This is a genomic window from Wolbachia endosymbiont (group A) of Therophilus tumidulus (assembly GCF_964277345.1).
Classification (GTDB): Bacteria; Pseudomonadota; Alphaproteobacteria; order Rickettsiales; family Anaplasmataceae; genus Wolbachia; species Wolbachia pipientis.
The window spans coordinates 1,268,169-1,281,334 of record NZ_OZ195515.1; the positions used below are offsets into that span (position 1 = coordinate 1,268,169).

The 13,166-nt window shown below is 34.7% G+C and carries 13 protein-coding genes and 1 pseudogene; 11 read left to right on the forward strand and 3 right to left on the reverse strand.

Translation table 11 applies throughout. From position 1 onward, the window contains the following. Window positions 1-127: 127 nt before the first annotated feature. The 3 genes and pseudogenes from ACICQD_RS06720 to ACICQD_RS06730 all read left to right on the forward strand — a co-directional run bounded on the left by ACICQD_RS06720 (window position 128) and on the right by ACICQD_RS06730 (window position 1,861). Window positions 128-580, forward strand: coding sequence for a hypothetical protein (locus tag ACICQD_RS06720; RefSeq protein WP_015589289.1), 453 nt, complete (start codon window positions 128-130; stop codon window positions 578-580). 320 nt (window positions 581-900) lie between these two features. Beyond that, window positions 901-1,285 (forward strand): annotated as a pseudogene (locus ACICQD_RS06725) (IS110 family transposase); the annotation flags it as partial. Between the two features lie 186 nt (window positions 1,286-1,471). Beyond that, window positions 1,472-1,861 carry a transposase gene (locus ACICQD_RS06730; RefSeq protein WP_305037058.1) on the forward strand — a complete coding sequence of 130 codons (390 nt, stop codon included), beginning with the start codon at window positions 1,472-1,474 and terminating at the stop codon, window positions 1,859-1,861. A gap of 213 nt (window positions 1,862-2,074) precedes the next feature. On the opposite strand, the gene ACICQD_RS06735 is transcribed toward ACICQD_RS06730, so the two are convergent. Continuing rightward, window positions 2,075-3,349: an APC family permease gene (locus ACICQD_RS06735; protein ID WP_010082345.1), complete on the reverse strand. Its 1,275-nt coding sequence runs from the start codon at window positions 3,347-3,349 to the stop codon at window positions 2,075-2,077. 135 nt (window positions 3,350-3,484) lie between these two features. Between ACICQD_RS06735 and ACICQD_RS06740 the strand changes: the two genes are divergently transcribed. The 5 genes from ACICQD_RS06740 to ACICQD_RS06760 all read left to right on the forward strand — a co-directional run bounded on the left by ACICQD_RS06740 (window position 3,485) and on the right by ACICQD_RS06760 (window position 7,586). Beyond that, a complete protein-coding gene (locus ACICQD_RS06740) occupies window positions 3,485-4,930 on the forward strand; it encodes a hypothetical protein (RefSeq protein WP_395461778.1) in 1,446 nt (481 codons plus the stop codon). 404 nt (window positions 4,931-5,334) lie between these two features. Beyond that, the gene (locus tag ACICQD_RS06745) at window positions 5,335-6,501 is read left to right on the forward strand and encodes an aspartate kinase (RefSeq protein WP_155969028.1); all 1,167 of its coding nucleotides are present in this window, start codon (window positions 5,335-5,337) and stop codon (window positions 6,499-6,501) included. 91 nt (window positions 6,502-6,592) lie between these two features. Beyond that, window positions 6,593-6,796, forward strand: a complete 204-nt coding sequence (locus tag ACICQD_RS06750; protein ID WP_007549940.1) for an IS5 family transposase — start codon at window positions 6,593-6,595, stop codon at window positions 6,794-6,796. 193 nt (window positions 6,797-6,989) lie between these two features. After that, entirely contained in the window at window positions 6,990-7,211 is a 222-nt protein-coding gene (locus ACICQD_RS06755) for a hypothetical protein (RefSeq protein WP_022626388.1), read from the forward strand. A gap of 162 nt (window positions 7,212-7,373) precedes the next feature. Next, the gene (locus ACICQD_RS06760) at window positions 7,374-7,586 is read left to right on the forward strand and encodes a hypothetical protein (protein ID WP_065094389.1); all 213 of its coding nucleotides are present in this window, start codon (window positions 7,374-7,376) and stop codon (window positions 7,584-7,586) included. Window positions 7,587-7,740: 154 nt separating this feature from the next. Here the strand turns inward: ACICQD_RS06760 and ACICQD_RS06765 are convergent, their stop codons facing one another. Together ACICQD_RS06765 and ACICQD_RS06770 are read right to left on the reverse strand one after the other, a co-directional pair. Then, window positions 7,741-9,657, reverse strand: a complete 1,917-nt coding sequence (locus ACICQD_RS06765) for an ATP-dependent helicase (RefSeq protein WP_264338041.1) — start codon at window positions 9,655-9,657, stop codon at window positions 7,741-7,743. Window positions 9,658-9,784: 127 nt separating this feature from the next. Then, window positions 9,785-10,213, reverse strand: coding sequence for a hypothetical protein (locus ACICQD_RS06770; RefSeq protein WP_010082321.1), 429 nt, complete (start codon window positions 10,211-10,213; stop codon window positions 9,785-9,787). Between the two features lie 212 nt (window positions 10,214-10,425). Here ACICQD_RS06770 and ACICQD_RS06775 point away from each other — a divergent pair, with 212 nt between their 5' ends. Genes ACICQD_RS06775 through nuoL form a run of 3 tightly spaced genes read left to right on the forward strand, consistent with a single transcriptional unit; the run spans window position 10,426 to window position 13,164 of the window. Further along, entirely contained in the window at window positions 10,426-11,013 is a 588-nt protein-coding gene (locus tag ACICQD_RS06775) for an NADH-quinone oxidoreductase subunit J (RefSeq protein ID WP_010962952.1), read from the forward strand. Then, complete coding sequence (gene nuoK / locus ACICQD_RS06780) at window positions 11,004-11,312, forward strand: NADH-quinone oxidoreductase subunit NuoK (RefSeq protein WP_010962953.1); 309 nt, start codon at window positions 11,004-11,006, stop codon at window positions 11,310-11,312. Before ACICQD_RS06775 ends, nuoK begins: the two co-directional genes overlap by 10 nt. A 4-nt stretch (window positions 11,313-11,316) precedes the next feature. Further along, a complete protein-coding gene (gene nuoL / locus ACICQD_RS06785; RefSeq protein ID WP_022626390.1) occupies window positions 11,317-13,164 on the forward strand; it encodes an NADH-quinone oxidoreductase subunit L in 1,848 nt (615 codons plus the stop codon). Window positions 13,165-13,166: the final 2 nt, after the last annotated feature.

Genomic DNA, 13,166 nt, shown 5'->3' on the forward strand with positions numbered 1-13,166 from the left:
TAATTTTAAAGTTCTATTATATTTTTACTGACAAAATTTACAATTGTTTTAATATTTTTACCTTGCAATTAATTGTAATTTAGCTATTATTATGCAATATTAGTAATATTACATAATGAAATGAAAGATGAGTAAGGAATACGATGAAACTAAGGTTAAACCTGCAATGTCTACACCTCAAGGGCCTGAAGGAACCAATGGATCAAAGGCCCAAAGTGTTCTTTCGAATAAAAGAAAGCCTACAATAAATTTTGATGATAAAAAGTATGGTGTAAAAACCTCTAAAATAGACCAACAGTCTCTAAACAAAAGACAAGAATCTTCAAAGCTAAGAGATCTCTTAAGGTCAATACCAATAATAAGGAGATTTTTAGCAAGGATTTTCACACCTGAAAAAATAGAAATCATCAGTAACCCTATATATGACAACATGGAAGCATATAAAAAATCGCAGGAAGATTACCCTAGTAAGATAAAAGATGAAACTAGTATAGATGATGAACACACAAAAGAAGTAGATAGTAAACTTGAGAAGGGTAATGTTGAACAAGTGGACAACAAGAAAAGTCGTAGTTCATAAATATCAATCATTTAAAAATTATCTCTAGTTATAACATTGTATCTGTTCAGATGCATGGCTCATGTACAAATATTGAAACAAAAATTCCAGTGCTCCTTTCTCGTCATCCCAGTGCGTGACACTTGTATCTTTATGATGTGAGGCATTAGAGCTAAAATACCTCACAGGGAGGGTGAAGCTGATGCGACACTAATGCCATTAAGCCAGATTTTGCTTCCCTCCCATAGAGTTAAAGACTGAACAGTATCTTTTGGAATTATATCCCGTATTACAAGGTTAGTCTAAACTCTCAGTTTATTTATAGTCTTGGAGGCAATTTTATGCAAGTAAATGCTATTTTGGGTGTGGATATTTCAAAAAAGAAATTTGATGTTTGTTTGTTAGTGGACAGTAAAAAACGACACAAAGTCTTTCAAAATAATCAAGATGGTTTTGCAAAACTTGTAGTTTGGTGCAATGGCCATGGAGCAAATCTTACTCATTTATGTCTTGAAGCAACTAGTTGGTATGGAGAAGATTTGGCTACTTTTATGCACGATTTAGGACATAATGTCAGTATAGTAAACCCAGAAAGCTTTTGGCAAAAGTGAGCTGCTCAGAAATAAGACAGATAAATCAGATGCAGCTATGATAGCTAGATTTTGTATCGCCAACAAACCTGCTCTTTGGAAGCCCATTGCACCTGAAATGAGGCATTTGAGGGAGCTTTACCGTTGCATGCAATCGCTAAAAGATGATAAGGTGCAACAGACAAATCGCTTGGAAAACAAAAATATGCATTCCAGTTGCAAAGAAGCTATATCTAAAGTAATTTTGGCAATAGAGGAGCAAATTATTGTTCTCGAAAAAGAAATTAATGAGCATATAAATAACTATCCACATCTAAAAAATATGGTGGAAAACCTTAAGACTATAAAAGGTATAGGATATCTTACTGCTGTTGCTGTTGTCGCAGAAATGCCATCAGTTGATAACTTTGACAATGCTAAACAATTTACAGCTTTTGCTGGTCTAAATCCAGGACATTATCAATCGGGATCGTCAGTAAGTAAGAGAAGTTGCATATGCAAAATAGGATCTGAGCGTATTCGAAAAGCTCTTTATATGCCAGCTATAGTAGTCAAAAACCATAATAATCATTTTCAAAAGTTTTGTCAGCGTCTAGCAAGTAAAGGCAAATGTCCAAAAGTCATAGTTCTTGCGTTAATGCGAAAATTAATGCATGTCTTTTTTGGTATTCTTAAAAATAATCAACCATTTAATTGTAATTTTGTTGGATAATTTGTTTGACAGCAGAGACAGTATCTGGGATCCAGATTGGGCACTAAGTTGGTAAACACGAAAGCGATTAATCCTTTACAACGTTTTTGATGGAACTGCGCGAAAGAACTGGATGCCAGTGTCACGCACTGGCATGACACCCATTTCTTCCTATAGTTGTCTTTTCTCGTCTACCTTATTTTGCCACTCTGCTGAACAGATACATAACATTTGCTATACAGAAACTCTGCGATACCAAAATAAATAAAGAGGTACGCCACTTGCAGTGAATAAGCTTGCGATCAGCAAGGTATTCACAGAAGTTTCAAATATTACCCAGCAGCAAAAGGTTGTTGCTATACTGCCAATTAAAAATTTGTAACAACTCTTTTCTTGCACAATAACTTTGAGAAAAGCAAGACTGCATGCAAGGTAAACAAATAAAAATGAAACTACAGAAAAGTCGATAATTGATGTGATCTGCTTAGCAAAATTGTTGCTTGAAGTGAGGATTAGTAAAGTTGCAGTTCCAACTGAGCTAGTTGTTATGCCCCAGAAAGGAGAACCGTGCTTGTTTCTTTGAGCAAAAAACTGTGGCATCAGTTTATCTTTTGCAAGGCCAAGGGCCACTTGTCCACTAGCTAGTACCCAAGCGTTTAAAGTACCAACACAAAAAATGAACGCAGTTATAGAAATAATCAAGTGCCAATTGCCAGAGGCCATAATTTTTATTGCGTCAACATATGGTGCTCTTGAACTTGCTAAATCATTGCCATTTATTAATCCCATAATTGCAAGATTGTTGATAAAATACACAACAGCAACAGAGATTGTTCCAAGTACCACAGCTCTTGGTATTGTTCTAGCTGGATTATCAACTGACCCTGCAGGTGCTGTTGCCAATTCAACTCCAATAAAACCCCATAGAGTAATAAGTGTAGAACGGGCAAGAATCTGCGATGTTGTAAGATTTGATATTTCTTCACTTATGATGAAGTTATTTCTATCAAAAAAAAACAATGCTGCTATAGGTATTACAAGCAATACAGAAATTTTTATCACCGTCAATAAAAACTCAACACGTCCAGCAGTAGCTACTCCTCTAAAATTTATTAGTGTAATAATTGTAAGTAATAACATCTCTAAAAACAGATGTACGTTTTGAATATCTTCATGGAAAAATGGTGTAAGATAACCAACACCCACAACTATTACGGCTGTTGTGCTAACCCATGAGATCACCCAATACGTCCAACCAACAAAAAAAGCTGCAGCAGGGCCAAAAGCATGCTTTACATAGACGTGAGGGCCACCCGTTTCCGGAAATTTTGCGCAGAGTGAGGCAAAAACTAAAGCAAGAGATATAGCACCAAGCCCTGATATTATCCAGCTTATAAGGCTATACATGCCATATGGAGCAAGGCTAATTGGAAGCATAAAAATTCCAGAGCCAATTTGGCTGCTAATCACTAAGGCAAAAATAGCCCAAAAACCTATTTTATTTGACACAATAATTCTTATCTAAATAGATTAACAATATACCCTAAACTCAGAAATTTCAATTGATCTTTTAACATAAAAACTTGCATTTTTTTCAATTTATTCCTAAAATAGATTATATTAACAGATTATTAAGAGGGGGTTATGAATCCGAGATTAAAAGCATTTTTGGTTGTTTGTAGTATTATTGCATTTTTGATTGCACTTTTGTTTCTCGTGTATTATTTAAATCTTCTTGTTAACTATATCCTTGACCCGATTCTAGTTCGTCCCTTTGAAAGATTATACAAAAACTTAATTGTTGATGGTCTTTATGCCTATTTATCTACAAGCACTTCTAGCCCTGCACTAGCATTTTTGGCTACAGGTTTTATTGTTATTGCTGCGTTTATTTGCCTGAATAAAATGCTTCTTCCCTTGCAAGAGAAGATCATAAACAACTATACCTCCTTTAAAAACAACAATATTGATAGCAATAGCATGTTGTTTGAGGTTTATAAAGATCCAACAATAAAATTAAAGGACAAAATCTTATTCTTCAGTATACACTTGATATATTACCTACAGCTTCCATTTTTGTATATTGCATCAAAGGTATCAGCTCTACGTGGGTTTCTTATATTTAATTTTGGTTTATTATTGTTAAATTATGCACTGCTAATTCCAGTAGCACTTCTTGAGTTAATAAAATATCCATCAGTAAAACTCTTTTCACCTTTGGGTTTGAATGTAAAGCAGCTAAGCTTTTTGTTTAATGTAAGTGATGTGGGCACTGGTAGTCAAAGTGTTCATACTAGAAGTTTTGAGGAAAGTGTCATAAACTGCGCTGAAGAACTAAAACAGAAATTTGGAACTCAACCAAATGTACTCAATAAAGAGTTTGAAGACTACATAAATAATTCAGATGAGCTTACAACTGAGCAAAAAGAGCAATTAAAACTTTATCTTAACTTTAATGGTTCCAATGAAGCAGCTTGGCAAGAATCAAAAACTGGACTAACTCTCACACAAGCTGCAAACTTAGTTTCAACTGCTGCTAAGAATCAAAAATCAGATGTGAATTCACTATTACTAATGAATTTAAAGGATGGACTTGGTTTATGTACTCTGGGAATGTTCGATCGTATTATTTATTCGCTTAGTTGTCTTGAAGCGAAAAATAATTTCTTGGTTCAAATAAATGGAGCAGTGAACGTATTAACACCTAAATTTACTGAAAGATTTTTAAAAGAATATTGCAATTATAAAAAATTAAAAATTTTGGTAGACAAGTTTGAAGATTTTTACTCCGAAGATTATGCGGATAAAAATAATATAAGCGATGAGGTGAAGAGCAACATTAACCAATCAATAATAGAAATAAGAGAATTTGTCTTTAAAGAGCTTTACATAAAATTTTACGAAGGGTATGGAAAAAGTATTCAAAGAGGTGCCATAAAGCAAAAATTAAGGGAATTAGTTACAGATGATAGTATAAAGGAAGCAGTGTATTATTCAATGTATAATATAGAAATCCCTGCAGAACCACCTACTTATCTTGAAAGAGTAAAAGCATTTTTTGGAGGTCATGCAAGGTCTCCTGCTGCTTAGTGGTGGGCTCATGTCATGGTAGAAAATTTTGACTTTAGCTAAAAAAATTACTTCCGCATACTTGAAACCTCATTATAATGACAATTAGAGATGTTTCTCGAGCTCAAAATTTGTCTCCGTCTGCAGACTTTTCATTTAAATTTCAGTTAAAAATGTGGCGTATCTTCTTCAGTGTATGTGGGTGCACACGCATACTTAATCTCTGCCCAATGTGCGTTGCATTTTTTCTGAATCTTGTTCATATGGGGGATTCTATGCCTAAAATTCCAGACACTTGACTTTAGCTAAAAACCAACTGGCGCCTATGGTTTTTTATAGTTTTATCTTCCCTTTTCTGAATGGCTTGCAAGCTGCTATCTCTACAAAAACTATGTTTTTCTTCAGAAGAGAGTTATATTGTAACTATGGACAAAATAATCATAAAAAAATTTGGTGGGACTTCGCTAACTGATTTAAACCGAGTTGCAAATTTGATAAAAAACGATATTGAGAAAGGTTGTAATGTAATCGTTGTTGTATCTGCTGTTGCAGGATTTACTGACCAAATGGCTTTTCAGGCTAGGCAAATCTCAAATTTAAGTTGCAGACAAGAGTTATCAGAGTATGACGTTATGCTTTCAGCAGGAGAACAAATCTCTTGCGGTCTATTAGCTATCACTCTCCAATCGATCGGAGTTAATGCTAAATCGTGGCTTGCCTGGCAGTTACCAATTGTAACTGATGATTTTTATTCTGAGTCTAAAATAAAAACAATAAAGATTGACCGTGTGAAAAGATCTTTTGCTGAGGGTTATACTGCTGCGATCATTGCTGGTTTTCAGGGTATAAATGATGATAGAATCACTACTTTTGGAAGAGGAGGCTCTGATATATCAGCAGTTGCCTTCGCGGTAGCCTTTGGTGTTAGAATTTGCGAAATTTTTACTGATATTGATGGAATATATACAGCAGACCCGAGAATTGTTCCAAAGGCACGCAAGCTCAAATTTATCTCTTACGATGAAATGTTGGAAATGTCGTCATCTGGTGCTAAAATACTGCATAATCGTTCAGTACAACTTGCAATGAAACATAACATTAAAGTGCAAGTGCTATCCACTTTTAAGGAAGTAGAAGGCACCACAGTGCTACACAAAAGGGATGTACTAGAGAGATACTTAATTACTGGAATAACTTATAGCACTAATGAAGCTCTTGTAACTTTCACTAACCTTGCAAATAACTTGCGTACTTTAAGAGATATAGCAGGAGCAAACGTTAAAATTGATATGATACATGGGTCAAGTTTTGTTATCTCCAAATTTGATATTGATTTAATGGAAAAGTTACTGAATAAGAATGAAAATTATGCTATAAACGATAATGTAGCTAAAATTTCAATAATTGGTATTGGTGTTATGTCTAACACTGAAGTGATGCACCGCACACTCAAGGTTTTAAGCGAAAAAAAGATAGAAATACTTGCTATCACAACATCTGAAATCAAAATCAGTATAATTGTTCAAAAAGAATGCGCTGTAGCTTTAGTCAAAGATTTACATACTGAGTATGAGCTTGATATGCAGCACTAGGATAGGCTTGACGTCCAGTTGTCTAAGAGTATGTCTTGAAAAGGAATGAGGAAAAAAATATGATAGTGTAAGTAAAAAATAGGAGGGAAAATTGTATCCAAGTGATATAAGTGATAAGGAATGGGAAATTTTGGAGCCACATGTTGCACAAGGAAAGATAGGGAGGCCAAGAAAGCACAATATCAGAACAATTATTAATGCAATAAGGTATATAATGAGAGGTGGTTGTCAATGGAGAATGCTGCCGAAAGATTTTCCTCCATGGAAGACGGTGTATGACTATTTTCTCAGGTGACGTAGTAATGGCAAATTGGAAAAAATACATAATATGCTAGTAAAAGAGGTAAGAAAAATGTTTGGTAAAAATGAAACACCTTCAGTAGGAATAATTGACAGTCAATCAGTAAAAACCACTCAAAAAGGGGATCCAGAGGATATGATGCTGAAAAAAAATAAAGGGTAGAAAACGTCATATTGTTGTAGATACAGTGGGCTTAATTATTGCGGCTGATGTTCATAGTGCAAGTGTTCAAGATCGTGATGGTGCTCTAAATCTTTTCACTCAAGCTAAATACAAGGCTCCAACTTTACGTAAGTTTTTTGCTGATCAAGGATACATAGCAAAACCGCTGTTTATTGGAGACAGGATACGATTACCAAGAAAGCTGTTGATGTTACAGGATTTTTCGACAATCTGGACCACAATTTAGCACTGCAGGCTATCAAGAAGCACACAGACTGCAAATGGGTCATACTGTATGTTGAAAGGTGGATGAAATCCCCTATTCAACAAGCAGATGGCAGTAAGGTAGTTAGGGAAAAAAGGAGTTCCGCAAGGAGGTTCAATAAGCCCAATCATTTCAAACATATTTATGCACCATGCATTTGATATATGGATGAAACAAAATCACCCAACAGTACCATTTGAAAGATATGTGGATGATGCGATAGTGCACTGCAGAACTAAAAGACAGGCAGAATTTATGCGAGCAGCAATTGAAGAAAGATTGGCACAATGTAAGCTAAAATTGCAACCTGATACCAATGCCATTCCAAAACTCCATCATTATACTGCCTTAGTATAACCTTCTCACTTCTATTGTCTATTTGTTTGTTATGTAATAGAAATTGGTATGAGATTGAAGAATTAAGTGTGAACGGTTACAGAATTTTTGCCAGGAGAAACATATAGTTAAAGTAATTCAGATTTGTAAGATATGTTTATCTGCAATTATAGCTTCAACAGTAGGCAATGTTGCTTTTAATTACCTCAACATTTTCTCTTGGCAATTCTTTAATGAACCGAGAAGTGCGCATCGGTTGCCACTGGTTGTTAATTTCCCTCCTATCTGCACATGAAATGATTAACCTTTCTTTGGCTCTGGTTATGCCAACATATGCGAGTCTCCTTTCTTCTTCTAAAGCTTTACCACTTTTGTCATCAAAAGATCTTTGATGAGGAAATAATCCCTCTTCCCAACCAGGTAGAAACACGCACGGGAATTCAAGTCCTTTGGCTGCATGAAGAGTCATAACATATACGGTGTCATCGTTATTCATATTATCCACTTCCATCACCAGACTTATATGCTCCAAGAAAGTTGTGGCATTATCGAAATTTTTTAAAGATGAGATGAGCTCTTTAACATTTTCTATTCGTGCTAAGCCTGTTACCTCCTCATTTTCAAGCATTTCAATATATCCTGATTGGTTTGCTACGATTTTAACGAATTCATGCAGTGGTTTTACGCTTACTATTTCTTCCCAAGCTTTAATTTTATTTAAAAAATCGTTGAGTGAGAGTTTAATTCTTTCGGTTACCTGATTACTATTAACTAATATTTTTGCTGCCTCAAAAAAAGAAATTTTGTTATCCTGAGCAGTCGTGTATATTTTCTTTAGAGTTGTAGCTCCTATGCTTCTTTTTGGCCGATTTACTATCCTTTCGAAAGCTAAGTCATCGTTATTGTTTGTAACAAGTCTTAAATATGCAATTATATCCCTGACTTCCTGACGTTCGTAGAATTTTACGCCACTTATAATCTTGTAGGGAATTGAATATTTTATAAAATACTCTTCGAGAACTCTAGTTTGAAAAGTGGCCCTTACCAGCACTGCAATGTCACTAAATCTGTATTTATTGAGTTTCAATATCTGTTCGCTTATGAACCTTGCTTCAGCTTTCCCATCCCATAATTTTATTAGATTTACCTTTTCCCCTTCAATGTTTGTTGTCCACAATTTTTTTTCTAAGCGAGTCTTATTGTGATTGATAACATATGACGCAGTTGCAAGTATGTGGGATGTTGACCTGTAGTTACACTCTAGTTTAACGGTTTTTGCATTTTTAAAATCATCAGAAAACTTCAAAATATTTTCAACTTCTGCACCACGCCAACTATATATCGACTGGTCATCATCTCCTACACAGCAAATATTTGAGTGCTCTTTTGCAAGGTATTTTAGCCAAAGATATTGTATCGCATTTGTATCTTGATATTCATCTACCATAACATATTTAAACTTGTTTTGGTAGTAGGACAGAACTTCGGTCTTTTGATTAAAGAGCTGTATGTTATATAGCAATAAGTCACCAAAATCGACAGAATTAAGGAATTTCAACCTTTCCTGATACTGGTGATAGACTTTGAGTGCAGTTACATATACTGGCCTAAATGATTGAATATCTTCCACTTCAGATGGCAATAAGCACTTCTCTTTCCATTGCTGAATAATATTCATAATGGTCTTACATTTTTCTGATAGGTAATCAGGATTTATTTCATTGATAATATTTTTTATTACCTGTAATTGGTCATCCACACCAATGATTGTAAAATTGGGGTTTAAGCCCACAATTTCTGCGTGCAGGCGCAAGATTTTTGCTGCAATTGCATGGAAAGTGCCAAGCCATGGTATGTTTGTGCCCGTTAGCTCAAGTACCCTTGATACCATCTCATTTGCTGCTTTATTTGTAAATGTAACTGCTAATATCTCATCAGAATAAGCGTGACCGTTTCTAATTATGTGTGCTATTCTTGAAGTAATCGTTCTTGTTTTTCCCGTCCCGGCTCCTGCCAGTATCAAAACTGGTCCATCTATGTTAGTTACAGCTGATTGTTGTTCTGGATTTAGCAGTGAGAGATAATCGTTCATCGTAGCCCTATAGATTATAACTTCGTAAAGTTAAACCTATGATTGAAATATTGTAAAGGTTTTATTGAATAGAACAGTTAAAGAATGCTTCACTCAAGTACTACATATTTAAACGTAGGTTTTACATCTATTTTGTTTTAGTAGTTTCAGGTGTATGTCGAGTAACAACAACTTGATTTGAGGTATTGGCACCAGAACTTCTGCTTGTTGGGTGGATAAGTGGAGTTTGGAATGGCTTATATGTACGGTTTAGTTCCTTCATTTCTATTTCTTCAACTTCAACAAGGGGTTTTTCTTTTGGGGTATAGCGATTATGCGTTGCAGGTCGTTCAGTGAGATTTTCATATGTTTCTTTCAACCAAGTTCCGATATCATACATAAATCCATACGCTTTTTCTTTAAATTCTCTCAATGATCTACTGAAACTTGCTAGTGTGTTATTAAAGTAAATTGTCATATAGTCTCTTGTGGTGTATTGATAACTTTCTCCATCTAGTCTGCTACTTTGTGCGTTAGAACTATTGTTGCTTTTAAAATAACCAAATATGTTGTACATTTTGAGCCGCCATTAATTACTAACATACACATATTATATATTGATAAATTAAGGACTTAGTGTATTGATTAAGCACTTAGAAAGCGCTCTGTATAATAATTTAAAATGGAGCTGGAGCTTTGTAGTACAATGTTTTCAAACGTTTAATATAATATTGACTTTACAACGATAGTCACTTTAAATTAGTAACTATTGTTGCAGTTAAAGTATCAATGCCTTTTTTCTTTTATTTTTTTGCAATTCTTAGCATTTTATCTGCTGTATGCGTAATTAGTGTAAGAAATCCTGTGCATGCAGTATTATTTTTAATTTTCACCTTCGTTAACTCTGCAGTGCTTTTCATTCTCCTTGGAGCTGAATTCATCGCTATGATGGTACTGATAGTATACATCGGTGCAGTTGCAGTGTTGTTCCTCTTTGTAGTTATGATGCTCGATATTGACTACATAAGATTGCGCCAGGGTTTTGCGAAGCATTTCACTCTTGGTGCTATATTGTGTGGTGTGTTTTTTTTGATTATCAGTTTTGTAATCCGCAGCTCAACGCTGAATATAAGTAATGTTATAAACTATAATGCCAATAACGTGAAAGCTATCGGTAATTTGCTCTACACTGACTACATGTACGCTTTTCATCTTTCTGGAATTTTGCTACTTGTTGCAATTGTCGGTGCAATTGCTCTTACTTTGCAGGACAAGAAAAAAGGAGTTAAAAAACAGAATGTATTAAAGCAATTGACGCAATCTTCATCTGTAAAATTGGTTAAGGCTAAATTTGGAAAAGGAGTGGAATGGAAATAGGATTAAATCATTTTTTGATAGTTGCTGCTATTTTGTTCACTGTTGGGGTGTGCGGTATTTTCATCAACCGTAAGAGCATAATCAATATATTGTTATCAATAGAAATATTATTGTTGGCGATTAACATCAATCTAGTTGCTTTTTCTGCCTTTATGAATGATATAGTTGGGCAAATTTTTGTGATGTTTGTGTTGACTGTTGCGGCAGCAGAGTCAGGAGTTGGGCTTGCAATATTGGTTGTATATTATAGAAGCCGTGGCAATATAGATGTTGAACAAGCAAATTTAATGAAAGAATGAAAGTATGATGGATATACTGAAATTAATAGTATTTTTGCCACTTTTTGGTTCGCTATTTGCAGCACTTTTTAGAAAAAGTCAGTTAGTTACAACGGCAGGGATTGGAATATCTGCAGTTTTATCTTGGTATGTTTTTCTCACCTTCTCTGAAAATTATCACTTGAGTTTATTTCCTTTGTTTTCATTGAGCATCTTAAAAGTAAATTGGGCAATTAGTGTGGATGCTCTCTCATCCTTAATGCTTATTGTTATTACCACCGTTTCACTGGTAGTACATCTCTACTCTATCGGTTATATGGAGCATGATAAGGGGAAGTCGAGGTTTTTTTCTTACCTATCGCTATTTACGTTTTGCATGATTGTGCTGGTTGTAAGCGATAATTTCGTGCAGCTTTTTTTTGGCTGGGAAGGGGTTGGCCTATGTTCTTATTTACTCATAGGATTTTGGTTCCAAAAATATTCTGCAAATAATGCAGCAATTAAAGCATTTGTTGTGAATAGGGTAGGAGACTTTGCACTATTGATTGGAATCTTTCTTATTTATTATACATTTCACTCTTTGAATTTTACTGAAGTTTTTGACACAACTGATCTTCTTGGCACGCAGAACATTAGGGCATTCTGCTGTGAATTCAAAGTAACTCATATAATATGCATATTACTTTTTATTGGCTGTATGGGTAAATCTGCACAGCTTGGTTTACATGTTTGGTTGCCAGATGCAATGGAAGGGCCAACTCCTGTTTCTGCACTTATTCACGCAGCAACGATGGTAACAGCAGGTATATTTTTAGTAGCAAAGTGTTCTCCATTGTTTGAGTTATCAAATGTGGCACGAGAATTAATAGTTATCGTTGGAGCACTCACTGCTTTTTTTGCAGCCACCGTTGCAATTACTCAGAACGATATAAAGAAAATAATTGCTTATTCAACCTGCAGTCAACTTGGTTATATGTTCATGGCATGTGGGCTTTCTGCTTACAATGTTGCTATTTTTCATTTAATGACACACGCTTTTTTTAAAGCTCTACTATTTCTTGGTGCTGGCAATGTGATTCATGCAATGCATCATGAGCAAAACATTCAGAAAATGGGAAATTGCTGGAAGAAAATCCCTTGCACTTACGCTCTCATGTGGATTGGATCTCTTGCGCTTTCTGGGATATTCCCATTTGCAGGTTTTTATTCAAAGGATTTGATAATTGAACATGCTTATAGCACGGATAGCTTTGCTTTTGTAATAAGCTTAGTTGTTGCATTCTTCACAGCGTTTTACTCTTGGAGGTTATTGCTTCTTGTGTTCCACAGCCAAAAACAAAGTAAAATTAATATACATGAGGCACCAAAGATTATGCTTATACCATTACTGATACTCGCTTTTGGATCAGTATTTTCTGGAATATGGGGAGCAAATATTTTGAACATAACTAGTAATGCGTTTTGGAAATCAAGTTTAGTGATGATTGATGAGCATGGAGTTCATAATTTCTTTATAAAACTACTGCCAACCTTAGCAAGCCTAAGTGGAATAGCACTTGCGTACCTAATTTACCAATATCAAGTAATTAGGCAAATTAAGAGTAAATTTTTACTTAAGTTTTTGCAGAATAAATGGTACTTTGATGAGGTGTATGAGTTTGTTATAATTGCACCGATAAGGTTTATATCTAGGCTTCTATGGAAGTTTGATGTTAAGGCTATTGATTCATTTGGACCAAATGGTGTTGTAAGGTTGGTTAATGAATGTTCAAAAAGTTCTATAAAGTTACAAACTGGTTATATATTTGATTATGCATTTATTATGTTTGTTACTCTAATAATCGGTGCTTTATATATTATTGGAATTAAATAGAA

Coding starts and splice junctions, on each gene's coding strand:
- ACICQD_RS06720 (WP_015589289.1), top strand. CDS start 128: ATGAGTAAGGAATACGATGAAACTAAGGTTAAACCTGCAATGTCTACA.
- ACICQD_RS06730 (WP_305037058.1), top strand. CDS start 1,472: ATGGTGGAAAACCTTAAGACTATAAAAGGTATAGGATATCTTACTGCT.
- ACICQD_RS06740 (WP_395461778.1), top strand. CDS start 3,485: ATGAATCCGAGATTAAAAGCATTTTTGGTTGTTTGTAGTATTATTGCA.
- ACICQD_RS06745 (WP_155969028.1), top strand. CDS start 5,335: ATGGACAAAATAATCATAAAAAAATTTGGTGGGACTTCGCTAACTGAT.
- ACICQD_RS06760 (WP_065094389.1), top strand. CDS start 7,374: ATGCACCATGCATTTGATATATGGATGAAACAAAATCACCCAACAGTA.
- ACICQD_RS06765 (WP_264338041.1), bottom strand. CDS start 9,657: ATGAACGATTATCTCTCACTGCTAAATCCAGAACAACAATCAGCTGTA.
- ACICQD_RS06770 (WP_010082321.1), bottom strand. CDS start 10,213: ATGTACAACATATTTGGTTATTTTAAAAGCAACAATAGTTCTAACGCA.
- ACICQD_RS06775 (WP_010962952.1), top strand. CDS start 10,426: ATGCCTTTTTTCTTTTATTTTTTTGCAATTCTTAGCATTTTATCTGCT.
- nuoK (WP_010962953.1), top strand. CDS start 11,004: ATGGAAATAGGATTAAATCATTTTTTGATAGTTGCTGCTATTTTGTTC.
- nuoL (WP_022626390.1), top strand. CDS start 11,317: ATGATGGATATACTGAAATTAATAGTATTTTTGCCACTTTTTGGTTCG.